Below are 22,167 nucleotides of genomic sequence, written 5' to 3'. Positions count from 1 at the left end.
CGCCGAGGAAGGTCAGGAGGGCCGGCCCGGCGTGTTCGGGCGGTGCGCCGGCGTCCTGGCGCAGGGCGTCCGGGGCGATCGCGGAGAGGTCCACGGCGGGTGCCTCCAGACAGCGTCCATCGTGTGCCTGCGTACTTCTGCCTCCATGGTCGCCCCGTTCCGGCGTGTTCGGTGGGGCCGGGTGTACCCCACTGCGGGACCGACAGGCCCATGCGTCGTCACCACGGCCGGGCACACGCTGAACAGCGAAGCAGCTCTCGCACAGGGAAGGCGGCGGCGCCCATGGCCGAGCCGCGCCGACGAGGCGCTGCCTTTCTGGGCCGAGTGGCGCCGGGGCTGACAGTTCTGGCCCATTACCGGCGTGCGGATCTGCGAGGTGATCTGCTCGCCGGCCTCACCGTGGCCGCGTATCTGATCCCCCAGGTGATGGCTTACGCCGTGCTGGCCGGTCTGCCTCCGATCACCGGTCTGTGGGCGGCCCTGCCCGCGATGACCGTCTACGCGTTGCTCGGCTCGTCCCGGCAGCTTTCGGTCGGGCCCTCCTGTGACGGCTGGATTCGCCGCGGCGGTGCTCGCCCTCCTCCTGCTCCTGCAGCGGCGGTGGCCGAAGGCTCCCGGTCCGTTGCTGACCGTTGTCATCGCCACTGCCGCGGTCGTCGTGCTCGACCTGGAGGAGCGGGGCATCCGCGTGATCGGAGACATCCCTGCAGGGCTGCCGCAGCCCGGGATGCCCCCTCTCCATGACGCCCCCGACCTGGTGCTGCCTGCCGTGGGCGTGCTGCTCGTGGGCTATGCGGACGTCGTCCTCACCGTCAGGGCGTTCGCGTCCCGTACCGGCCGGAGCATCGACGCCAATCAGGAGTTCCTCGCACTCGGCGCCGCCAACCTCGGCTCCGGCGTGCTGCGCGGATTCCCGGTCAGCTGCAGCGCAAGCCGCACGGCACTCGCCGACTCGGCGGGCGGGCGCACACAGATGTACTCGCTCACCGCCCTGGCGGCGCTGCTCGCCGCCATCGTCGTCTACGCCGCGCTGCGCGGCATCCTGCTGGCGGTGGTGCTTTCGGTCGCGGAGATGCTGGTCCGGGTGGCTCGCCCGCACGATGCGATCCCGGGCAAGGTCGAGGGCCTCGCAGGGATGCACGACGTCGACGACTATCGGCAGGCCCACACGATTCCCGGCGTGGTCGTCTACCGCTACGACTCGCCTCTCTTCTTCGCCAATGCCCAGGATTTCCTGCGGCGTTCGCTGGCAGCGGTGAACGACCACGAGGGGCCCGTCGCTGGTACGTGCTCAATACGGAGGCCAGCGTCGAGGTGGACATCACGGCGCTCGACTCGGTCCAGAGTCTCTGCCGTCAACTGCGTGATCGCGGCATCGTGTACGCGCTCGCCCGGGTCAAACAGGATCTGCGCGACGACCTCGACGCGTACGGGCTCACCGCCGAGATCGGCGAAGAGCTGATGTTCCCCACCCTGCACACGGCCGTGTCGGCCCATCAGGACTGGTTGCGTGATCATCCGCTGCAGCCGTGACCGCTCCCTCCTCAGCTGTTCATGACGAGTGGCCGAGGCGCAGCCCCGTATCTCTGAGGCCGTCACGTCGACCTTGTGTACGTGGCGTTCATCGCCGCCGGACTGCTGGGCGCGCAGTTCTGGTTCTCCGCCGGATTGCTCTGTACGCGATGCACGGCCACCCCGTCACGGCAGAGGAACAGCCCGAGTTGCACGGTGTCGTCGACCGGCTGTGTGCCACCGCGGGCATGCCCGAACCCCGGGTGGCCATCTCGGAGACGGACCTGCCCAACGCGTTCGCCACCGGCCGCAACGCCGACCACGCCGTCGTCTGCGTCACCACCGGACTGATGCGTCGCCTCGAGACCGACGAACTCGAAGGCGGCCTCGCGCACGAGCTCTCCCATGTCGCCCACCGCGACGTCGCGGTGATCCGGCCCGGTACTGCGCCGGCCGCCATGTTCTCCACCCTCTCCGCGCAACTGGGCGGGGCGGGCGGAAAGCCGGGTGGCGAGGCGTGACGAGATGGAGCCGGGTTCCCGCTCTGGGGCGCCCCCGGCCTGCCGGGGCCGCCGCCTTGCGGTTGACCCACTTGGCGGCATCTGGCGGCGCGGCCCTGGCAAGCATTGCCGGAGGGGGCGAACCTGGGGGCGACGGCCGACTGCGGTCACGCCGCGAACACTCCGTACTCCTCAGAAAGGCCGCCCCGCGTGTCACTCACCTATCCGTACAGGGGCCGCACCGCTCTCGCCCTGGGGGGAGTCTGCGCCCTGCTCACTCTGTCCGGCTGCTCGAACAGCGGCAGCGGCAGCGGCAGCGGCAGCGGCAGCGGCGACAGCACTGCCCCCGCCACCACCAGCGCCGCGTCCACCGCGACCAGTGCCGTCCCCGGCACCGCGCGCATCGTGATCAAGAACTTCGCCTTCAGCCCGGCCAAACTTGAGGTGCGGCCGGGGGCGAAGGTCACCGTCGTGAACCAAGACTCGGCCGCGCACACCGTGACTGCCACCGGGGACAAGGCATTCGACACGGGCAACATCAGCGGCGGGGGGACAGCCACCTTCACCGCTCCGTCCGCATCCGGCAGCTACTCCTACATCTGCACCCTCCACCCGAGCATGAAAGGCACTCTCACCGTGACCTGACATCCGTACCCGGGCCTTGAAACAGCAGGGCTCCGAACCCGCGCGACGAACCCCCGGTCACGACTGTCTCGCGTGGCAGCGTGTTCGCGGCTCGCACACGCTGGATGCAGAACGTCGAAAGGTGACAGGCATGGACACACAGCATGAGGCTCCGCGCATCGTCGTGGGCGTCGACGGATCGACCTCATCCCAAGCCGCACTGCGCTGGGCGGTCCGGTATGCCGGTCTCGTATCCGGGAAGGTGGTGGCGGTCACGGCGTGGGAGGTACCCGGTGAGGCGGCGTGGTCGGCTCCGGCGGTGGACGCCACGTTCGATGAGGAAGACGCCGAGCGGCGTCTGGTGGAGGAGGTCCGCACCGTACTCGGTGAGGACGGCGCCTCCCTGGTGCACGAACGCCTGGTGCACGGCCACCCGGCCGGGGTCCTGGTGGATGAGTCCGAGGGAGCCGACATGCTGGTCGTGGGCAGCCACGGTCGCGGTGGCTTCCGGCGTGCCCTGCTCGGCTCGGTGAGCCAGCAGGTGGCGCTGCACGCCCCTTGCCCGGTGACCATCGTCCGGCCGGACGTGCCTGTCGCGTGAACCTGCCGGGCAGTCGCCGACGTCGTAACCCGAGTGGCCTCGCTCTGTGATTTCGTCGTAGCGGTCGGGGCCGATCATTCGGAGACGGACACGGGACGGACTCGATCGCTTTCGGGCGGCCGGCCGGCCGCGGATGGCCAGCGCAGCGCGGTTCTGTCATGGCAGTCTCCCTGGACGGCCTCTTGTCCCACGGACGTCCTCCGGGACGAGTTGTCGGTCCCGGAGCTGTCAGCGCTCGACGGGGCCGGCCAGTTGGACGATGTCGTCGGAGGCGACGTCGTGCAGCCGGATGGCGAGGTCCTCGAGGGCGCGGCTGGCGGCGAGTTCGTCGCCGATCTCGGGGATGGGACGGTCGACCGGGTTGCGCCTCGCCGCGCCCCTGCCGGTGACCGTCGACGTGTCACGCGTGGTCAGAACGGCACGCGCGAGGGTCTCGTCGCTTTCCTCGGTGATGTAGATCTGTACGGTCCACTGCTTGGCTTCCATCGTGATCACTCCTGTGCGGAGGAGGTGAGGGCGGGGCCGCGTCCTTGCCTCTCTCCTCCTTCAGCCTGCGCCTGTCCCGATGGCTGGTCCAGAGCCGAATGGCCCCACCGAGGTGCACGGCAAGGTCCACTGGAACGCACACCGTGCGGCCGAGCGAGGGGCCGACGGGGGCGTCGGCGGGGCCGTTCGGCCCTTGGAGTGCAGGTCTTCATTGGCGTCGAGGGAGAACGGCGTACTCACGCGTCGCCGGAGCGGCGGCACCCGAGGCCGGCCTCCCGCGGGACTTCTCCCGTAACCAATGGGGCCGGTCGGACCCGGTCGGGGACCCGCGGCCCCTGCCCCGCGGCCACTTCCGTCACGACCATGGAAAGAGAGCCCCGATTCAGGAGGTGGACACCATGTCCCGCACCGTCATCGTCGGCCTCGACGGTTCGCCCGAGAGCCGAGCCGCCGCCGAGTGGGCGGCCCGCGAGGCGCGGCTGCGCGGCCTGCCGCTGAAGGTTGTCCACATCTGGGAACCCGTACCGGAGCCCGTGACACAGGCTCCGCTCCTGGGCGTCGAAACACAGCAGCACTGGAGCGAGCGGGTTTCGCGCGAGACCGCCGAGACGCTCGAACCGCGCCACCCCGGTGTCACGGTGACCGCGGTGCAGCTGAAGGGCCGACCCGCCGACGTCCTGGTGGACACGGCGAAGGATGCCGAGCTGCTGGTCCTCGGCTCGCGCGGACTGAGCGGCATCGGAGGGTTCCTGGTCGGATCCGTCGGGCTGGCCGTCGTCGCGCACACCGGGACCCCCGTGGTCCTCGTCCGGGCCGGGGAGCAGGCCACCGACGAACACACCGTGGACCCGGTCGCCGTCTCGTCCGCGGTGGGCCCGTTCCGCCCGGTCGTGCTCGGCTTCGACACCGAAAGCCCCGACGACAAGGTGCTCGCCTTCGCCTTCGAGGGGGCCGCCCGCCGTGACACCGCCCTGCGGGTCGTCCACGGCTGGAACCTGCCGCCGTACTACGTCTACGGACTGTCCGCCGATCTGAACCAGCACGACGAGCTCGCCCGCCACAAGGCCGCCGAGCTCACCGAGGCGTTGATCCCCTGGCGGCAGAAGTACCCGGGCGTCGAGGTCGTCGAGGAGTCCCGTTCCGGCAACCCCGCCAACCACCTTGTGGACGCCTCGCCTGAAGCCTCCCTGGTCGTGGTGGGCCGCCGGATCCGCCGCAGCCCGATCGGCACGCACATCGGCCCGATCACACACGCGGTCCTGCACCACGCCACCGCCCCCGTCGCCGTCGTCGCACATGGCTGACACCTCGCCCACAGGCCCGTCGAACCCGGCGGTGTCAGGGACTGTGCGTCAGGGACTGTGCGTCAGGGACTTTGCGGACGGCCCGGCAGGTCCCGCGCCACGTTCCCCGGCAGGTCCTGCGCCACGTTCACCGTCAGCCCCTCCTCGGCCATGACTTCGCCGATGCGCTCGGCGGTGGAGTCCGCAGCAGGGATCGCCCCTCAGCCGTTCCGAGCCCTCGCGCGGGACGGCCCGCCGGTGAATTCACGCCCGGTGACCAGTTCTGCATCGACGCGGACCACGACGTCCATGGGGCCGTTCACCACCGTGGACCTGCCGATGACGACGACACTCCAGCCGGAACGCGCGGCGCCGTCGATCTCGTCCGCCTCGAAGGCGACCACCGCGCCGTCGAGTGCACGGGCCACTTCCGAGTCCGCCGCGGTGCGGACCAGGACGGCGGAGTCGGCGTCCAGGCCGAAGTTCACCAGAAGGACTGCGGGCAGCGCGTCGCGGGTGTGCACGATGCGGCCGACCGAGGCCTTGGACAGCAGGCGCAGAGACTCCTGTCGGTCGAGCTCCCGGACGCGGTTGCCGAGCACATCACTCACCCCCTCCGGCGCGAGCGCCGTTCACGGTGATCCCGCGTCCGCCCATGCTGTCGGGCTCGATGCGCACCCACAGATCGCGTTGACCTCCGGCCCAGGGCGCGCTGTAGGCCTGCTCCTGCAACCGGCGTACGGCCTCGGCGTCCGTCACGGCCCTGGCGTGCCCGCGGACGAGCACGCTCCAGCCGCGGCTGAGCGCCTCGTCGATGTGGTCGACCTCGAAGGCGACCACGTTTCCGACGGCTTCGGCGGGCGGTGTGTCGGGCTCGGTCCTGAAGACGATCGCGTCGTCGATGACGGTGTAGTTGACGGGGACGATCGCCGGTCCCTCACGGGTGGACACCGCGAGTCGTCCGACGCCGTGGGTGGACAACCGCGCCCGGCACTCCTCGGCGCTCAGCTCCGCCAACTCGGGGTGGTGTGCTGCCTGGCCGAGGCCGGGCGGTTGGTCGATGCCGCCGCCGCAGAGCGCGGCCACGGTGGTTTCCAGGGCGTCGGCCAGCCGGATGAGGACACCGATGCCCGGTGCGGCGGTGGGGTGTTCCTCCAGGTGCTGGAGGTAGCCGGGGGCCGTACCCGCGCGGTGGGCCGTCTCCTGCCGGGTGAGACCGAGTTGCTCGCGTCGCTGGGCAAGCCGGCGCCCGATGTCCCCGCGCGGGCCTGCCGCTGGTGTCGGCCCGGCGTTCGACGACTGCGATCCGGTCATGGGAGATCACTCCTCGGGTGAGGACGTCCTGGGAGCCAGAACGGAGTGGGACTGCCCGCCGAGGACGACCTTGAGCGCGCCGGTGTCGGCCGCACGGGAGAAGACGTCGTACGCCTCTTCCATGCTGTCCAGTGGGAAGTTGTGGGTGGCCATGGACGACGTGGGCAGTCGGCCGGCCGCCAGCATCCGCAGGAGCGTGGGCGTGGAGGAGGTGTCCACGAGACCGGTGGTGATCGTCACGTCCTTGATCCACAGGTCTTCCAGGTGCAGTGTCGCGGGCTTGCCGTGCACACCGACGTTGGCCACATGCCCTCCGGGCCGCACCATGCGCGTGCACATCTCGAAGCTCTCGGGCACCCCTACCGCTTCGATGACGACATCTGCCCCGAGTCCGTCGGTGAGGTCGGCGACCAGCTGCTCGGGTCCACTGCCCGCGTCGGCCGTTACGTCGGCACCGAGCCGCTTGGCCGCGTCGAGCCGGGTGCGGGCAAGGTCCACGGCGATGATCCGCTCAGGGGTGAAAAGACCTGCCGTCACGATCGTGGCGAGCCCGATGGGACCGGCCCCGACCACGACGACGGTGTCACCCGGCCGTACCCGGCCGTTCAGCACGCCCACCTCGTAGGCGGTGGGGAAGATGTCGGCCAGGAGCACGGCGTCCGCGCTCTGCACCGAGCCGGGCAGCGCATGCACGGACAGGTCCGCGTAAGGAACACGCACGTACTCGGCCTGTGTGCCGTCGATCCGGTGGCCGAGGATCCAGCCTCCGCCGCCGAGGCACTGGCCGTAGGAGCCCTCCCGGCAGAAGCGGCACCGGCCGCACGCCGTGATGCACGAGACCAGAACCCGGTCGCCGGGACGGACCGTGCGCACATCGCCTCCGGCCTCGACGACCTCACCGACCGCTTCATGGCCGAGGACCGTTCCGGGGCGTACTTCCGGCACGTCGCCCTTCAGGATGTGCAGGTCGGTACCGCAGATCGTGACGGCGTCGACCCGGACGATCACGTCGGTGGCGTCCTGGATGCCCGGGTCGGGGACGGACTCCCAGGCGGACTGGCCCGGACCGTGGAAGACGAGCGCTTTCATGACGATTCCTCTCCGGGGATCCGCCGGCTTCGGCACCTCCAGCCTGTCCCGGACCGACGGTCCCCGCATGGGCCGGTCGGTCCCTTTCGTCGACCCGGACCGGCCCTGTTCCTCCGTTGTCCTGCGGTGTCGGAGTGCTGGGCGAGCACATCGTCGGCGCGACGGCGGAACGGGCCCGGCAGCGCGATCCCGGCACGCGGGCAGGTCGCGGGGCTGCTGCTGTCCCCCCCGACGTGTGACCGGGATGCGCACGTACCCCTTCGTGGTGCGAGTGTGGGAAGTGTTCCTTTGGGGACGGCCTCCCCAACCGCGGCACATGCCCCGAGGAGGAGCCATGACCAGCGACATCCCCGCCCGGCCGGAACTGGGCAACATCATCGTCGGGGTCGACGGATCGCCCTTCGCGACAACGGCCGCTCTGTGGGCCGCCGCCGAAGCCGACCGACGAGGCGGCCCACTGCACCTCGTCCACGCCGCCGACCTCGACAGGCGGGGCAGATTCTGCACAGCCGAGACGCTGGAGGCGGTTCGGGAAGCGGGCCGCGACCTCCTGAGCAACACGGCGAAGGCAGTCCACGAACGCTTCCCTCAACTCTCCGTCACCACGGAGCTGTCCCGTCAGGAGCCCTTTGCCGGCCTCCGGGCAGCTGCCGGCAAACGGGGCACGATCGTGTTGGGCAACAGGGGGCACGGCGGTTTCGCCAGTCTCATGCTCGGCTCGGTGTCGCTCGGGGTGGCCGCGCGGGCCAAGGTGCCCGTGATCGTCGTACGCGGCGAGAGCGACCGTCCCGAGGCCGGCTCGGTGACCGCGGCTGTACAGGGTCCCTCGGATCTCGGCTGGCTGCTGCTCGCGGCCGCCGAGGCGGACGCCCGCAAGGCCCCGCTGCGACTGGTGAGCGTCTGGAACCTGCTCCTGCACGCCGGCAGAGTCGCGAACATGCTCCACGACCTCGATGAGGTGGCCCAGCAGCGCGTGCACGAGGTCAAGGCGCTCGCCGACCGCGTGCGGGAGGCCTACCCCGACCTGATCGTCGGACACCACGTCGAGACGGGTACGAGCACGTCCGGCACCCTGGTCGAGGCGAGCGCACACACCGACCTGCTCGTCATGGGGCGCGAAGGCGGCGCGCTGGGCGGGTGGCCCTCCCTGGGACGTGTGGCGCACACCCTGCTCCACCACTCCCACTGCCCTGTGGAGGTCATCCCACCGGCGTTCGTCGAGCGGGATGAGGAGGTGTGAACGACATACTGCTTGGCGTCGATCCGCTACTGCTCGGCGTCGATCCGCGAGCAACGTCCACCCCGGCGCCCTGCTGCGGGCCGGACGACCGGCTCGACGGCATCATCACCGACCGTGACCGCATCGCCGTCCGTGGCGCGCCGCCCGAGGGCGGGCAAAGGCCGGAGGACGGGCAGAGACTGGAGGCATGGGCTAGGAACACGCCATCGCACTGCACCGGCTCACCAAGCGCTACGGATCCGTCGTAGGTGTCGAGGAACTGTCCCTTACCGTCGGAACCAGGGAGGTCTTCGGCTTCCTCGGACCCAACGGCGCCGGGAACACGACGACGCTGCGGTGCCTCGCCGGAACTCACCGGCGCCGAGACCCTCGACCTGCTCACCGCCCTTCAACGGGCGCCGTCGACTCGTCGCGCGGAACTCTGCTCACGCCTCGACCTGTCCGAGCGGGATCTGGGGCAGCCGTGACCGCGCGGACGCCCGGCCCGGTTGTCCGCGCCATGGTCCAGTACGGCAAGGGTGGCGACTTCCGCAACCCGCAGCGTGTCCAGGAATGGGTGCACCACATCGGAGCCGAACTCACCGCCACCCACTGAACCCACGACCCACTGAACCCACTGACCGGTCCCACCGCGGCATGAGGCGGTCCGGGCATCCCGCTGGCGATGTCCGTTCGCTACGGACAGTAGGGGTACGTCACGGCCGATCTGGACGGCGGTTCTCCCGGTGGGGTGTGTCTCTAGAGGCCGCTCCCATGCGGGGCGTACAGGTCCAGCAGCCGCACACGGGCGGAGAAGAGACGGTGAGCGAGCATCTGTCCGACGAAGTGCCCCAGCGCGAAGCCGAAGCTCGGATCGGCGTCCATCATCCTGCGTACGGTCGGCGCGTCGAACTCGTCCGCCCGTACCCGTGTCATGGCTTCGGCCCCGAAATGCCAGCGGTACGGTTCGAACAGCCACGACCAGCCGAGCAGTTCACCGGCGCTGACGCTGTCGACCACGGCAGGCCGCCTGCCGGGCACGCGTACGTCCAGAGTGGCCGTCCCCGTACGGACGATCCAGAACCGGTCGGCATGGCCGCCTTCCTCGAACAGTCGGGTTCCTTCAGGGATGTCCACCGGGCGGGCGTGCTTCAGCAGCCGGTCTCGGTGGTCGGAGGACAGGCGTGCTGCGAGGCGGGGGTTAAGGGGAGTGCTCATCGGGAGACCTCCTCATCGGTGTCTTCTTCCAGTTTCGCCTCGATTCCGGACACGGCCGCCGGGCCCGCGTGAGGTCCTTGATCCCGCCCGGTCGGCAGCCTGGTCCTTCTTCCCCGGGATGACCACCTTGATCCGGCGTCTGCGCAGGTAGGCGCGGTTTCCGCAGGAGGAGTAACTCTTGTTCCCAGCCACCGCCGGCTCTGTTCACGAGTAGCGACGACGACAGATATGGCCGTGGGGCCGCTCGCAGGCAGTCGCGTCCCCGCGGTCGGGAACTGTGCGCGATCACAGCCAGGTGGTGGCCGGCCAGATGACCAGGGCCGCGGTCGCGATGAGCCCGATGTTGAGTGTGAGCCGGCGATCTTCGCCGGTCAGGTGGACGGCGATCGCACCGATCTGCAGGAGCACGAATCCGATGGCCGCGGCCAGTGCCAGCCAGGGCGCGATGCCGGTCAGTGGCGGCAGGATCAGCCCGGTCGCGCCGAGTATTTCGACCGTACCCAGCGCCCTGACGGCGGGCAGGGGTATGCGGTCGACCCAGGCCATCATCGGGCGGAGCTGATCGCGGCCGCGGATCACTTTCATCGCGCCTGCATAGAGGTAGAAGAGGGCGAGCGGTCCGGCGACGAGCCAGTATGCGATGTTCATGATTCCCATCCACGGTCACCGGTCGACGGACTCGGCGATGGCGAGGCGGTGCCCGGTGTGGCCTGCGGTTCGCTGGTCTTGGCTTCGTCGGTCATGTTCCGAGTGCACCGCCAAGGCGCCGCGACTGTCCAAGACCTGTTCCGCGACGCCCATACCTTGTGGGTATCGTCGCAGCGTGGAGCCACGTACCCTGCGCCCCCTTCGTGATGGGTCGCCGAGGCACTTGAGGTCTCCCGCATTCCTTGGTGCACCCCCTGCGCACGCGTGCGGCAGTTCAGTGCTTGACCAGGACCTTCGCGCCCACGAGGAGCAGCCCCACGAAGAGGTTGACCGCACCGGTCATGGCGATCAGCCGGCGCGGGGCACCGGCTCTGACGAGGGCCACGGTGGCCCAGCCGACCTGCTCGGCGAGGGCGACGCCGAGGGCAACCCACCCGGTGCCTTCGGGCCCGAGCCCCAGGGAAGGACACACCACCACGGCGGCAGCCGGCGGGAGGGCGACCCCGGCGATCGGCCATTCCCTGCGTGCCTCGCGGCGGATCACCTCCCACGACAGCGCCTGATGTGCCAGCTTGTCGCCCACGACGCGGGCATAGACGTGCGTGATCCAGAAGACCAGACCGTTGGTGAGCAACATGACCACGAGCTGGAGCCGGGGGAAGGGACCCAGCGTCCCCACCGTGGCAATGACCGAGGCGGCAAGGAGCGAGCCGTAGACCGCGCCGGAGTAGTCCCGGGCCGCTGCTTCCGCCGGTTCGAGGCTGCGATGATCCATGCCCTCAGAATGCCGAGCGATCCGGGCCGCACGTCGACACCGCGCCCGACAGGAGCCGGTACGCGTACGTGTACGCGGCACGGTCGCGTCGTACCGCCGCTACCGCGTCCGGAGAACCTTGCCGCCATCGCCCGCGCCCACGGCGCCGAGTTCAGGCCCGCAATGGGGTCACCCAAGCCCTTGCAGCCGCTTGGTCATCGCTGTTGCCCGGCGCCGTGTCGTGTACGCGCGAGGACCCCGGCGACGAGCGCGGATGAGAGGCGACGCGATGGCCGGTCCGGAGGCTCTTATCGGACAAGTACATGGCCCCGATAGAGGGGGCGTGCTCACTCGATTCGGGGGCATCGTCCGGGGCGGGCGTACCGTCGGCGTCCCCGCCCATGTTGCAGCGGCATGGACAGCACTTCCACCACGATCGGGTGCCTGCTGGACCAGGAGGCACCCGATCCGCCCTACACCGAACTCGCCGATGCGTACGGGATCAACCCGCCGATCTACTCCGCCTTGGTGGCTGAGTGGTGGGCCAAGGGGCGGATGGTGCCTGGCTGGCAAGATGCGCAATGGACTGCCCTGACCACCCCGCCCAAGACCTGGAAACGTGACGACGACGTGGGCTCCGGGTCCGGTGCGGGGCGATGGGGGCGCGTGGCCGTCTCGCGGGTTGGGGCGGATCCTCTCGGCTGAGAAACCCGCACGGACGTAGGCGATCACTCCGGCCTGCTGCCGTCCAGTGCGCTCGTTCCGCGCGGGTAGCGACGGCCGCGACGGAGCGCGCTGCCGGCGGTCGTCCGGCCGGCGTCGTGGGGTGCGACCGGTTCTAGCAGGGTGGTGAGTATCCCGGTGGCCTGATGGAGCGCCAGTTCCACGGCGGTTGGGGCAAACAGGGTGCCGCAGCCGTCGGGAGGGACAAGCCACCGCAGAGAGCCGGTTGCCCGGTGGGGAGCCGGTGCGGCAATCCACGCGCCCTTGCCCGCGTAACGGATGCCGGGGCCGACCCAGCGACTTTCGGGATCCGGGGGCAGGAAGAAGCCCACCCGGTGCGCGGCGAAGTCCGCAAGTGTGGGGCCGGGCTCCTGCAGCGGGGTGCGCAACAGGACGTCGAGGGTGAAAAGGCCCAGCTCCTCCGGCACGCTCAGCACATCCCAGAACCGTCCGGATGCCAGTACTGCGGTCCCGCTCTCTGCGTGCCATGCCCGCTTGCATGCCCGGGGGTCCGTCGCGGCGGCGGCGAGCCACTCAACTGCTTGTCTCGCGTGACTTCTCATGGCTCTCCTCCGTGAGGCTGATGTCGTAGTGCCAGATCTGACCCCCTCGGCAGACCGCGAAAATGCCCGACTCCGGCGCTCTGGCCCGGTTCGCCATGCTCATGCTGGTAGATATCCCTACGTGGCGGAAGGGGTGGCGCGACGTGGCGTTTTCAGGTGGCGCATCCAGTCCGTCGGGCGTCCGTTCGCCCTGTCTTCCGGGGGCTCTCCTGCGGCGATGTCCGCGATCAAGGAGTGGCTTGCTCGCCTCGGCTGCTTGCCCCCTTGGCCAGAGGAGCAACCCCCATGGCGGACGGCACGGCAGAGCAAGAGGGACCGTCGGATCTGGGCGGGATCATCGGCGGGCTGATCCCCCTGCCGCCAGCCGGCGTTGACATCCCTTGCAGCATGTACGCCGCCAACGTGCCGTTGAAGCTGTACATCCTCGGGGCACTCACCCAGGCACGGGCTCGCTCATCGCTCTCACGGTGTCGAACGCGACGAGCACGCCGCTCAGCGTCCTTACGTCGTGATGCTGACCGCCATCGCGTCGATCGCCGCAGCTGAGGGGCCCGGGGAAGCGGTCGAGGATGGAGCCGCGGGTCTCACTCCTCGGCTTCTGGCGGGCGGAGTTGGCCCAAACTGAGCTTGTACATGCCAATCGGCGCCCCTAGAAAGTTGCAGAGCCGCTCCCGCCGACCAACGGGGCGGGAGCAAGCCATGTGCTCAACGGGGGGCGAGCCAGGCGGCGGAACATGCGTCCGCCTTCCCCCGTGACCGCACTCCACGGCAGAGGGGGAACAGTGAAGGGAATCCGAAGCAGGGCTGTCTTAGGAACCGCGCTGGCGGCGGCCGTTCTCGCACTCGTACAGGTGCAGCCGGCCGGCGCGCAGGCGCCCACGAACCCGCCCGCGGCCAAGTCGGCGGACGCGGTGGACGCGGCGGACGCGGCGCCCAGCAGCGTGCCGCCCAAAGTCGGCGTACTGACCTGGAACATCTGCGGCGCCATCAACAGCTGTCCGAACAGCGATCGCCCGTCACGGAAGATCAACGAGCTCGTCGACCGGGTCCAGGACGACGACTCGATTGCCGTCGTCATGATCCAGGAAGCCTGCGACAGCCTGCATTCCACACCGCTGGAGACCGCGCTGAATCGCGACACCTCCGGAGAGTGGGTGGTCCGCCACCGTACGGCCAAGACCATCGGGACGGACAACCCGGTGCGGTGCCCCAGGAGCGGCAAGTACGAGGCGGGCGTGGCCATCGCGATGAAGAAGCTGCCGGGCAGCGACCTGGTCCATGACGGTCGGGGTGAGCCCGGCTGGGACATGACGTTCGGGAGTACGTCGGAGCCCGGCGGAAAGCACACGCAGGGCGCCGCCTGCATCGAGGACCGCGGCAACAAGCTCCTGGCTTGTACGAGCCACTTCGCCAACAAGAACGCGGACCCGTCCAAGGCGCTGCGCAAGGCCTCCGCCCAGGACTTCCGTGATCAGGCGCGGGATTGGCAGAACGGCGGCTACCGCACCATCATCGGCGGCGACCTCAACCTCGAGCCCGGTGACGACGGGATGGATCCCCTCTACGACGGCAACTTCGAGGGTGACTCGGACGAGAAGTGCACCACCACCGGGCCTTGGTATCTCAAGGGCTGCCGCAACGTCGCCGGTTCGAAGCTCGACTACCTCTTCTTCAGCGACTACGGCTGGGACCTGGAACAGGGGCGTCCGATCTACGTCGGGTCGTGGCGTTACGACTTCGGCGAGCTCAGCGACCACTGGATGCTCAAGGCGGCCGTCAAGCCCAGCGCCTGACGCCTGACCAGCTCCGTACCAAGCCGTACAGCGGCGCGATGAAGTGAGGAACAGGAGAAGGCATGCGCATACGTGAGAAAGCGGCGCTCGCACTGAGCGGCATCCTGCTGGGAACCGGATTCGTCGCCGGGGCGCCCGGCGCCTACGCCGACGAACCCGCACCGGCCGTCGTCCCGGCGGAGAACACCATCGGACAGTTCAACATGGCCGGCGGCAACGAGGAGCACGGCCCGAAGGGCAACGAGGTTCCCGACGCGCTGGTGAGCAGCGTCAACGACCGCAATCCGGCGCTCATGACACTCCAGGAGACCTGCCGGGACTGGAACGAGCGGCTGCAGAGCCAACTGCCCGACTACACCGTGGTGTTCGATCCGGTCACCGGTGGCGACGGCACGACGGCCAGGTGCAAGCACCCGTCGGACTTCGGCAACGCCGTGCTCTTCCGCAACGACCTGGGCTTCGACGCGGCGACGGCAGTGGCGCACCCGCTGGAGTCCCCGGGCGGCTACGAACAGCGCGAGATGCTGTGCGTACGCTCCGAGTCCCGCAAGACCGTCGCCTGCAGCACACACCTGACCGTGGGCAACGACGGCCCGCACCTGCGGGCCCGGCGTCACGAAGCATCCGTCGCCAAGGGGATCCTCGCCAACACGTACGCCGGATACACCAAGGTGCTCGGCGGGGACCTCAACGACGACGCGCTCTCCGGAGCGACCGACAACTTCTACCACCCGAACTACCAGCGAGGGGCGCACGGCGAGTTCAAGGAGGCCGACAGCCCCTGCGGCAACGAGATCAAGCGGGGATTCTGGATCTGGACCTTCCCGCCCGCCTACATCTACTGCCGCTCCGGCGAATCCACCCACAGCCAAGGAAAGATCGACTACCTCTTCGTGCCCTCTGGCACGGACGTGACCTGGGCCGATGCCACCCACGCCACGCACTCCGACCATGACCCGCTGTGGGCAGGTGTCGTGATCTGACCACGGCCCAGCGGGGCCGCCCGCATCGGTACTTACTTCCCTACGGTGCCAGGGCGTGACCGCTGAGGAGGTTCCATCGCCCGCTGCGGCCGCTGAGCCGGGTGGCGGTGAGCGGGCGGACGTCCAGTCGCCAGAATGCCTGGTCGGGTGCCGACAGGGCGTGGACGACGGCGGCACGGATCGCGTCCGGCTCGACCACGGCGACAATGTGTCCGGCCTGGCTGCCCAACGTATCGAGCCAGGCCGCGACACGGTGGCGTACCTCGCGCAGTGATTCGCCGCCGTGGGGTGCGGCAGTCGGATCGTCCAGCCAGAGGGCGACGGCCTCCGCTTCGGCGCCTGCCACGGAGTCCAGCGTCTGTCCTCGCCAGCGGCCCATGTCGCAGGCGGCGAGGGCGGCGAGAGGTTCGGCGGGGGCAAGGCCGAGTGCGTGGGCGGTCCGGCGGCAGCGCGGGGACGGTGAGGTGTAGGTGGCAACCGCCGGGGGGAGTGAGCCGGCGGCCGCCTCGGCGCGTGCGATTCCCGCCGGGTCGAGAGGACTGCCGTCGTCGAACCGGACCTCCTTCAAAGCTTCACTCGTGGCGGGAGATATCAGCGTGAGACGTACGGTCATCGATTCCTCCGCAGGGCCTTCACATGGCCGTTGACCCGCGGCAACCCTATCTGCGGGGGCGTGTCGGCGTGATGGGGGCGTACCGGCGTGATACAGGACTCACGCCCTTGGCCGGAGGTCCGGCGCGCGGTACGGTCACGGCGAACATTTCAACAGAACGTGACGACGGCGAGACGGAAGTCCGGTGCAAGTCCGGCACGGTCGCGCCACTGTGAGCCGCAGCGGAACCCTTCGAGGGTGACGCCGCGGTGAGTCAGACCCGTGGACCGTCGTCCTGCACCACCGTATGGGACGCGTGTTCCCCAAGGAGGTTTCATCATGGCCGATGCTGTCGTCAATGCTGCCGTTTCCGCCACTCCCGCTCCTGCACCGGCTGCTCTGCCCGTACGGGCTGTCCTGCCCTGGGCGTTGTTCGCGGGGCTCCTGGCGCTGATCGCGCTGTACTTCGTGGGTGCCGAGCAGGGGGCCACCTCTGTGTTCGCCGGCACCGACGTGCACGAGTGGGTCCACGACGGTCGTCATCTGCTCGGCTTCCCGTGCCACTGAGAGGCGACAAGTACGTGCACGCCTCAACTGTGAGAAATCTGCTGGTCCGTGGCATGCTCGCGGGCCTGATCGCCGGACTCTTCGCCTTCGGTGTGGCCTACGCGATCGGTGAGCCGCCCGTCGACGGCTCGATCGCCGTGGAGGAGGCCCAGGCCGCCGAGGAAGCGCCCCACGCGGGGCACGGTGGCGCCGCCTCCGAGGACGCCGCCGAGGAGGAAGAAGCGGTCAGCCGGTCGGTGCAGTCGACCGCCGGTCTGGCCACGGGTGTTCTGGTGTACGGGGTCGCTCTGGGCGGCATCGCGTCCCTGGCGTTCTCCTTCGCGCTGGGCCGCGTCGGCCGGTTCAGCCCACGGGCGACCGCCGCGCTCACGGCCGCCGCCGCCTTCACCACCGTCTACCTCGTGCCGTTCCTGAAGTACCCGGCGACCCCACCCGCGGTGGGCAACCCGGACACCATCTCGAAGCGCACCACACTGTTCTTCCTGATGATCCTGCTCAGCGTGCTGCTCGGCATCGCCGCCGTCATCATCGGGCGGCGACTGGCACCGCGTCTGGGCAACTGGAACGCGACGCTTGCCGCCGGGGCGGGGTTCATCGCCGTGGTCGCTGTCGCGTTCGTGTTCCTGCCCGCGAACGACGACGCGGTCAAGGCCGGGTTCCCCGCAGCCCTGTTGTGGGAGTTCCGAGTCGCTTCACTGGCGATCCAGGCCGTGCTGTGGGCGGTCTTCGGCATCCTCTTCGGAGCCCTGGCGCAGCGTCTCCTCGCCCCTCGGACGGCCGACGCCAAGACCGAGGCCGAGCAGCCGACACCAGTCGTGGCCTGACGCACACGCAGCCCGACGTACCGGCCCCGCCGCCCTCTTGAGGTTCCGGCGGGGCTTGGTGAACCGCGGTGGTCGCCCTGCCGGCGGCTCTCGGTACGTCGCGGTCCCTGTCGCCGCACGGGCTCACTTCTCGGCCGCGGGCTTGGTGTCGGGGGAGAACAGGAATGAGATGCGTTCCATGACGCGCTGGCGCTTGGTGTTCTGGAAGGCGGCGATGCGCCATGTGCCGTCTGCCTGGCGGACCAGTGTGTAGGTCTGCGTCTTGGAGAGGTCGGCGGCCTTCGGCTTCCCGCCCTCGTAGGTGTCGCCCCGGCTGGTGGCCACGGCGGTGTCAGGGCCGTAGAAGCGGATGCTGAGCCAGGAGTCGGAGAGCTTGGTGCCCTTGAGGAATCCGTCGAACAGGGCGCGGTGGCCTTCGGTTATGTCGCGCCGGCCCTGGTAGGCGGTGCCCACGTAGCTGGTGTACGTGGCGTCCTTGGCGAACTGGTCACCGTACGCGGTGGCGTCGTGCCGGGCCCACGCGTCCTTCATCGAACGCAGGGTGCGGCAGACCGCCCGCTGGTCGTCGGCGGTCGCGGTGCCGGCCGGTGTGGCGGTGACTTCGGGTTTGACCGCGTTGCAGTCGCTCACGCCGAGGTTCTTCGCGTCGGAGATGGCGTTGAGCCACAGGTATCCGCCGCCCGCGGCCGCGACCAGCGTCAGCGCGGTGACGCCCAGGGCGATCTTGATGCGGCGGCGACGGCGGTTCTTCGGGGCCGGCGTCTGGGCGGTGGTGGGCTCGTTGTGCTCGGACTGTGCTGTGCTGGTGGCGTTCATGGTCGTGGCCTCCCGTGATAACTTCGTAGGTGAAGTTACTGCGCAGACGAAGTCTCTTCATCAAGGAAGAGATTAGGGAGTGGAGGAGCCCTTGTCAACGCCGGCCATGCGCCCCGATGCGGGCCAGATCTACCGCCAGTACCTCAGCGCGGTGCTGCTCCACGGTCATGCGAGCGCCCGGGCCTGCGGGCTCGGCGGCACCGATCTGTACGCGCTGAACATCCTGCAGCTGACGGGCGCGATGACCCCGGGTGAACTGTCCGCGCGCACCGGTCTGACGACCGGGCCGACCACCCGTCTGATCGACCGCCTGGAGCAGGCGGGCTACGTGCGCCGCGTGCCCGACCCCGGCGACCGGCGGAAGGTCACTGTCGAGCCGCTCGGCGAACCCGCGGACCTCGACCGCGTCATGGCCCCCGCGCGGCAGAAGATCGGGCAGATTCTCGAGGGGTACTCACCGGAGCAACTCGACGTCCTCTTCGACTACTTCGCCCGTGCCGCCGAGGCGTACCAGGAAGCCGCCGAGCAGCTGCGCGATCAGTGATGTGACGCGTAGGCGCGGCCGCCATCGGCCTCTGGGCCGCTGTGACCGTCGTCAGGGGAGCAGGGACTCGCCGCCGACCGCGATGACGGCGAACTCTTTCCGGGGCTGTGCTGAACTCGCCGGTCCTCCTTCGTCGTTCGTGCGCGCGCCGCTCAGGAGGTCGCTTTCGCCGTGCATGCCCGGATCCATGTGTGGATCGCCGACACGGTGGTTTCCGCGTGCTCCCGCATCATCGTCAGGTGGTCGCCGGGGACGTCCACCACCTCGTGCGCCGACGGCCAGGACGTCCGCCAGTCGTCGGCCTCCGCGTAGGCCGCCATGGCCGGCGTGGGGAGCGACGCGCGGACCAGGAGGGTGGGCGTGGCGACCGGTTCGGGAGCCCAGTCGAGGAAGATCCGGTTGTAGGCGCCCACCGCGGCCAGAGTGCTGTCGTCGTCGCCGAAGTCGGTCCCTCTGGTCTCGCGCGGCGGTGGGGCGGCCAGGGACAGCAGCCAGTCCTTGCCGCTGTTGTGTGGGGTGATGTGGTACGTGTCCAGCAGTACGAGGCCGGTCGGTGCCCGGCCCGTGCCTTCCAGGTGGTGGGCCACCAGGTGCGCAACATTGCCGCCCGCCGAGCGTCCCACGATCACGAAGGGCCCGTCACCGACATGCCGCAGCACGCTCTCCGCCTGGGTGCGCGCCAGGGCGGCGCGGTCCTCCGGCACCGCGGCGCCGGCGCCGATGCCGGGGTGTGGGAACTCCAGGATGTTCAGGGTGCCCAGGTCGTGCAGGTCGTTCTGGTTGTGCTGGAGGGCTTCGTGGAAGCGGGGGAAGTCTCCGCCGTCCGGTGCGAGCGACGGATGGTAGGCCGGGAAGTAGACGACGGTCGGCCCTCCGGGGGCGCGGCGTCCGTGGCTGCGGCGGCGGGGTGGCAGGGCGTGCTCGTGGCCTTGGGCGGCCGTGAAGGTGGGCAGCGCCCAGGAGGCGGTGACGAGCAGGTGCATCGCCGCCACCGGTTGTCCGGCGGCGCTGACCTTCCGGAAGAGAGAGGAGAGGGTGTACGTGGGGCGCTCGGCCCAGGGGGTCTCGGGTGCCCCAGAGGGCTCAGGGGCGGCTGCGGCACCTGCTTCGTCGTCCAGCATGCCGAGCAGGTGGCGTGTCAGTTCCTCGGCGGTGCGGTGCTCGAACACCACTGCCACCGGCAGTCGGACCTTGAGCGCCGTGCTCAGCCGATTGCGGAGCTGTACGGCGGTCAGGGAGTCGAACCCCAGCTCGGCGAGGGACTTGCCGACCGGCAGCGCGTCGGCGTGCGGGTACCCGAGCACTGCGGCAACGTCGGCCCGCAGCAGTTCCACGAGCGCCGACTCCCGCTCGTCCGCGTGCAGTTGGCCCAGGAGCTTCCGCCAGGCTCCCGGCTCAACGGCCTGCTCGGGGCCGGAGCCGGAGCCCGAGCCCGTGGTCGTCGTGGCCGCGGTCGGCCGCTTCCGGTGGACGAATCCGCGTAACGGCGCCGGGAGTTGGTGCTCCGTACTTGCCTGGAGCGCGGCTCGGTCGAGGAGCATCGGCGCGAGTACCGGCTCCGTCGAGCGCAACGCGGCGTCGAACAAGGCGAGGCCCCGCTGAGTCGACAGCGGCACGAGCACTTCACGTGGCTGTGGACGTTGTCGGGACTGGTCGGGAACCGGCCCCGCCGCCATGCCGCCGGAGTGCTCCCACGGGCCCCATGCCAGCGAGAGCGTCGGCAGTCGTTCGGCGGCGCGGCGGTGGGCGAGGGCGTCGAGGAAGGCGTTCGCGGCCGCGTAGTTGCCCTGGCCCGCCCGGCCGAGCAGACCGGAGACGGAGGAGAACACGACGAACGCCGAAAGGCCCATGCCCCGGGTCAGTTCGTGCAGATGCCAGGCTGCGTCTGCCTTGGGTCCCAGAACGGCCGCCATCCGATCGGGAGTCAGCGAGTCCAGCACGCCGTCGTCGAGGACCCCGGCGGCGTGCACCACGGCCGCCAGCGGAGGATCGCAGCGCTCGACGACCCTGGCCAGTGCGGCACGATCGGCCGCGTCGCAGGCGACGATGTCGACTTGTGCCCCCAACTTGTGCAGATCGCAGCGCAGTTGCTCGGCTCCGGGCGCCTTCGGGCCACGGCGTCCGGTCAGCAGCAGATGCCGTACGCCGTGTTCCGTCACGAGGTGACGCGCCACTTCCGCGCCCAGCGCGCCGGTTCCTCCGGTGATCAATACCGTGCCGTTCGCACCGAAGGCGGCCACCGCTGAGCCTTCGGCATCCTTGACCACGGCCAGTCGCGGAACCGTCACCTGCCCGTCCCGTACCCGGAGTTGTGGCTCACCGGTGGCGACGGCCGCGGGGAGCAGCCGCAGGGACTCGGGCCGCCCGTCCGCATCCACCAGGACGACACGACCGGGCAGTTCCGCCTGGGCCGTACGCACCAGTCCCCACACCGCCGCACCCGCCAGGTCCGGCACCGGGGCCGTGGCATCGCGCGTCACCACCACCAGGCGTGAGCCCGCCGCGCCCGGATCGCCCTGCCAGTCCTGCAGTGTCGTGAGCATGCGGTCGGTCGACTCGTGTACGGCCGACAGCGGGTCGGACCCGGTCGCGGCGGCGGTGACAGCACTGACGGCCATGAACTCAGGGTGTGCGGCGGTGGGCAGGAACCCGGCGAGGTTCAAGTCGTCCCGGCCCCGCACCGTCCAGCCGCGATCATCGGCGTCACCGGAGAGTTCGAGCGCGGCCCATTCGGGGCGCAGCAGAGCCCTTGCCGCGAGCTCGTCCGTCATGTCGGCACGATCGGCGGGGAGTTGACTCGTGGTCTCGGCCGGGAGTTCCCTCGTGGTGAGGGAGTCCACGGAGGCCACGAGTCGCCCGGCCGGGTCGGCGAGCGTGAGCGAGACCGTGTCCGCGCCGGTCCGAACCACCTGGACCCGCAGTTCCGTGGCTCCCGAGGCGTGCAGGCGCACCCCGCTCCACGCGAACGGCACCCGCACCGTGCCCGTGTCGGCGGGTGCGGCGAACAGACATGCGTGCGCCGCGGCGTCGAACAGCGCCGGGTGCAGCCCGAAACGGCCCGCTTCCCCGATGTGCGACGAGGGCAGCCGGACCTCCGCGAAGACGTCGTCGCCGCGCCGCCAGACCGCGCCGACCCCCTGGAAGGCAGGCCCGTAGGCGAGTCCGGCAGCGGCGACCGCGGCGTACGCGTCGGTGAGATCGAGTGCCTCGGCGCCAGAGGGAGGCCACTGGGTCAGCTCGCGCTCGTGCTCCGCCGTAGGCCCACTGCCCAGCCGACCGGAGACGTTGTGGGCCCAAGGGCCTTCGCCTTCCGACCCGTTGAACTCGCCGGACCCGCCGGACCCGCCGGACCCGCCGGACCCGCCGTACCCGCCGGACCCGTCGGATTCGTTGAAACCGTCGGACCCGTCGGATTCGTTGAAACCGTCGGACCCGTCGGATTCGTTGAAACCGTCGGACCCGTCGGATTCGTTGAAACCGTCGGACCCGTCGGACCCGTCGGACCCGTCGGACC

At 70.0% G+C, this 22,167-nt stretch carries 24 protein-coding genes, 3 pseudogenes and 1 riboswitch; of the genes and pseudogenes, 15 read left to right on the top strand and 12 right to left on the bottom strand.

The features are described 5' to 3' along the window. The first annotated feature begins 282 nt into the window (after positions 1-282). The 4 genes and pseudogenes from ACFWY6_RS03625 to ACFWY6_RS03610 all read left to right on the top strand — a co-directional run bounded on the left by ACFWY6_RS03625 (position 283) and on the right by ACFWY6_RS03610 (position 3,237). A pseudogene (locus ACFWY6_RS03625) lies at positions 283-1,533 on the top strand (SulP family inorganic anion transporter). 75 nt (positions 1,534-1,608) lie between these two features. Next, positions 1,609-1,946 (top strand): annotated as a pseudogene (locus ACFWY6_RS03620) (M48 family metalloprotease); the annotation flags it as partial. Between the two features lie 276 nt (positions 1,947-2,222). Further along, complete coding sequence (locus ACFWY6_RS03615) at positions 2,223-2,657, top strand: cupredoxin domain-containing protein (protein ID WP_384685995.1); 435 nt, start codon at positions 2,223-2,225, stop codon at positions 2,655-2,657. Between the two features lie 130 nt (positions 2,658-2,787). Further along, the gene (locus ACFWY6_RS03610; RefSeq protein ID WP_384685993.1) at positions 2,788-3,237 is read left to right on the top strand and encodes a universal stress protein; all 450 of its coding nucleotides are present in this window, start codon (positions 2,788-2,790) and stop codon (positions 3,235-3,237) included. A gap of 228 nt (positions 3,238-3,465) precedes the next feature. Here ACFWY6_RS03610 and ACFWY6_RS03605 read toward each other — a convergent pair whose 3' ends face one another. Continuing rightward, complete coding sequence (locus ACFWY6_RS03605) at positions 3,466-3,723, bottom strand: DUF1876 domain-containing protein (RefSeq protein WP_384685991.1); 258 nt, start codon at positions 3,721-3,723, stop codon at positions 3,466-3,468. A gap of 398 nt (positions 3,724-4,121) precedes the next feature. On the opposite strand from ACFWY6_RS03605, the gene ACFWY6_RS03600 reads away from it, so the two are divergent. After that, complete coding sequence (locus ACFWY6_RS03600; RefSeq protein ID WP_384685989.1) at positions 4,122-5,027, top strand: universal stress protein; 906 nt, start codon at positions 4,122-4,124, stop codon at positions 5,025-5,027. Positions 5,028-5,227: 200 nt separating this feature from the next. Here ACFWY6_RS03600 and ACFWY6_RS03595 read toward each other — a convergent pair whose 3' ends face one another. The 3 genes from ACFWY6_RS03595 to ACFWY6_RS03585 are packed head-to-tail and all read right to left on the bottom strand — an operon-like array spanning position 5,228 to position 7,409. After that, positions 5,228-5,608, bottom strand: coding sequence for a pyridoxamine 5'-phosphate oxidase family protein (locus tag ACFWY6_RS03595; RefSeq protein WP_384685987.1), 381 nt, complete (start codon positions 5,606-5,608; stop codon positions 5,228-5,230). Position 5,609: 1 nt separating this feature from the next. Next, positions 5,610-6,320, bottom strand: a complete 711-nt coding sequence (locus ACFWY6_RS03590; protein ID WP_384685985.1) for a helix-turn-helix domain-containing protein — start codon at positions 6,318-6,320, stop codon at positions 5,610-5,612. Between the two features lie 6 nt (positions 6,321-6,326). Beyond that, a complete protein-coding gene (locus tag ACFWY6_RS03585) occupies positions 6,327-7,409 on the bottom strand; it encodes a zinc-dependent alcohol dehydrogenase family protein (RefSeq protein WP_384685983.1) in 1,083 nt (360 codons plus the stop codon). Between the two features lie 334 nt (positions 7,410-7,743). Between ACFWY6_RS03585 and ACFWY6_RS03580 the strand changes: the two genes are divergently transcribed. The 4 genes and pseudogenes from ACFWY6_RS03580 to ACFWY6_RS03565 all read left to right on the top strand — a co-directional run bounded on the left by ACFWY6_RS03580 (position 7,744) and on the right by ACFWY6_RS03565 (position 9,244). After that, positions 7,744-8,649, top strand: a complete 906-nt coding sequence (locus tag ACFWY6_RS03580; protein ID WP_384685982.1) for a universal stress protein — start codon at positions 7,744-7,746, stop codon at positions 8,647-8,649. Continuing rightward, positions 8,646-8,897: a hypothetical protein gene (locus tag ACFWY6_RS03575; RefSeq protein WP_384685980.1), complete on the top strand. Its 252-nt coding sequence runs from the start codon at positions 8,646-8,648 to the stop codon at positions 8,895-8,897. Before ACFWY6_RS03580 ends, ACFWY6_RS03575 begins: the two co-directional genes overlap by 4 nt. Beyond that, positions 8,855-8,995: pseudogene (locus ACFWY6_RS03570) on the top strand (ABC transporter ATP-binding protein); the annotation flags it as partial. The gene ACFWY6_RS03575 and the pseudogene ACFWY6_RS03570, both read left to right, overlap by 43 nt. Before the next feature lie 117 nt (positions 8,996-9,112). Continuing rightward, positions 9,113-9,244 carry a hypothetical protein gene (locus tag ACFWY6_RS03565; RefSeq protein WP_384685978.1) on the top strand — a complete coding sequence of 44 codons (132 nt, stop codon included), beginning with the start codon at positions 9,113-9,115 and terminating at the stop codon, positions 9,242-9,244. A gap of 143 nt (positions 9,245-9,387) precedes the next feature. Here the strand turns inward: ACFWY6_RS03565 and ACFWY6_RS03560 are convergent, their stop codons facing one another. The 3 genes from ACFWY6_RS03560 to ACFWY6_RS03550 form a co-directional block, all read right to left on the bottom strand. Beyond that, positions 9,388-9,846 carry a cyclic nucleotide-binding domain-containing protein gene (locus ACFWY6_RS03560; protein WP_384685977.1) on the bottom strand — a complete coding sequence of 153 codons (459 nt, stop codon included), beginning with the start codon at positions 9,844-9,846 and terminating at the stop codon, positions 9,388-9,390. A gap of 285 nt (positions 9,847-10,131) precedes the next feature. Continuing rightward, the gene (locus ACFWY6_RS03555; RefSeq protein ID WP_384685975.1) at positions 10,132-10,494 is read right to left on the bottom strand and encodes a DoxX family protein; all 363 of its coding nucleotides are present in this window, start codon (positions 10,492-10,494) and stop codon (positions 10,132-10,134) included. Between the two features lie 274 nt (positions 10,495-10,768). Then, positions 10,769-11,269 (bottom strand): hypothetical protein, encoded by a 501-nt coding sequence (locus ACFWY6_RS03550; RefSeq protein WP_384685972.1) that lies wholly within the window; start codon positions 11,267-11,269, stop codon positions 10,769-10,771. Positions 11,270-11,662: 393 nt separating this feature from the next. Here ACFWY6_RS03550 and ACFWY6_RS03545 point away from each other — a divergent pair, with 393 nt between their 5' ends. Beyond that, positions 11,663-11,953 carry a hypothetical protein gene (locus ACFWY6_RS03545; RefSeq protein WP_384685970.1) on the top strand — a complete coding sequence of 97 codons (291 nt, stop codon included), beginning with the start codon at positions 11,663-11,665 and terminating at the stop codon, positions 11,951-11,953. A 23-nt stretch (positions 11,954-11,976) separates the two neighbouring features. Here ACFWY6_RS03545 and ACFWY6_RS03540 read toward each other — a convergent pair whose 3' ends face one another. Next, positions 11,977-12,534 carry a hypothetical protein gene (locus tag ACFWY6_RS03540; protein WP_384685968.1) on the bottom strand — a complete coding sequence of 186 codons (558 nt, stop codon included), beginning with the start codon at positions 12,532-12,534 and terminating at the stop codon, positions 11,977-11,979. An 851-nt stretch (positions 12,535-13,385) separates the two neighbouring features. On the opposite strand from ACFWY6_RS03540, the gene ACFWY6_RS03535 reads away from it, so the two are divergent. Both ACFWY6_RS03535 and ACFWY6_RS03530 read left to right on the top strand, forming a co-directional pair. Continuing rightward, positions 13,386-14,327: an endonuclease/exonuclease/phosphatase family protein gene (locus ACFWY6_RS03535; RefSeq protein ID WP_384685966.1), complete on the top strand. Its 942-nt coding sequence runs from the start codon at positions 13,386-13,388 to the stop codon at positions 14,325-14,327. Positions 14,328-14,389: 62 nt separating this feature from the next. Next, complete coding sequence (locus tag ACFWY6_RS03530; protein WP_384685964.1) at positions 14,390-15,310, top strand: endonuclease/exonuclease/phosphatase family protein; 921 nt, start codon at positions 14,390-14,392, stop codon at positions 15,308-15,310. 40 nt (positions 15,311-15,350) lie between these two features. Here the strand turns inward: ACFWY6_RS03530 and ACFWY6_RS03525 are convergent, their stop codons facing one another. Beyond that, positions 15,351-15,923: a histidine phosphatase family protein gene (locus tag ACFWY6_RS03525; protein WP_384685962.1), complete on the bottom strand. Its 573-nt coding sequence runs from the start codon at positions 15,921-15,923 to the stop codon at positions 15,351-15,353. A 175-nt stretch (positions 15,924-16,098) separates the two neighbouring features. Further along, positions 16,099-16,182: riboswitch (cobalamin riboswitch) on the top strand. Between the two features lie 59 nt (positions 16,183-16,241). Here ACFWY6_RS03525 and ACFWY6_RS03520 point away from each other — a divergent pair. Together ACFWY6_RS03520 and ACFWY6_RS03515 are read left to right on the top strand one after the other, a co-directional pair. Further along, entirely contained in the window at positions 16,242-16,469 is a 228-nt protein-coding gene (locus ACFWY6_RS03520; protein ID WP_384685960.1) for a CbtB-domain containing protein, read from the top strand. A gap of 14 nt (positions 16,470-16,483) precedes the next feature. Further along, on the top strand, positions 16,484-17,293 hold the full coding sequence (locus ACFWY6_RS03515; RefSeq protein ID WP_384685958.1) for a CbtA family protein: 810 nt from the start codon (positions 16,484-16,486) through the stop codon (positions 17,291-17,293). A 123-nt stretch (positions 17,294-17,416) separates the two neighbouring features. On the opposite strand, the gene ACFWY6_RS03510 is transcribed toward ACFWY6_RS03515, so the two are convergent. Continuing rightward, the gene (locus ACFWY6_RS03510) at positions 17,417-18,109 is read right to left on the bottom strand and encodes an SgcJ/EcaC family oxidoreductase (RefSeq protein WP_384685956.1); all 693 of its coding nucleotides are present in this window, start codon (positions 18,107-18,109) and stop codon (positions 17,417-17,419) included. A gap of 91 nt (positions 18,110-18,200) precedes the next feature. Here ACFWY6_RS03510 and ACFWY6_RS03505 point away from each other — a divergent pair, with 91 nt between their 5' ends. Next, positions 18,201-18,653, top strand: a complete 453-nt coding sequence (locus ACFWY6_RS03505; protein ID WP_384685954.1) for a MarR family winged helix-turn-helix transcriptional regulator — start codon at positions 18,201-18,203, stop codon at positions 18,651-18,653. Positions 18,654-18,704: 51 nt separating this feature from the next. On the opposite strand, the gene ACFWY6_RS03500 is transcribed toward ACFWY6_RS03505, so the two are convergent. Both ACFWY6_RS03500 and ACFWY6_RS03495 read right to left on the bottom strand, forming a co-directional pair. Next, on the bottom strand, positions 18,705-18,830 hold the full coding sequence (locus ACFWY6_RS03500) for a hypothetical protein (protein WP_384685952.1): 126 nt from the start codon (positions 18,828-18,830) through the stop codon (positions 18,705-18,707). Beyond that, positions 18,806-22,167: type I polyketide synthase (locus tag ACFWY6_RS03495; RefSeq protein ID WP_384685950.1), on the bottom strand; the 3,362-nt coding region annotated here is incomplete at its 5' end. The genes ACFWY6_RS03495 and ACFWY6_RS03500, both read right to left, overlap by 25 nt.

The organism is Streptomyces sp. NPDC059037 (genome assembly GCF_042740015.1).
GTDB lineage: Bacteria > Actinomycetota > Actinomycetes > Streptomycetales > Streptomycetaceae > Streptomyces.
The sequence above is the reverse complement of the archived record's forward strand: the minus strand, read 5'-3'. Positions and strand labels throughout refer to the sequence as shown.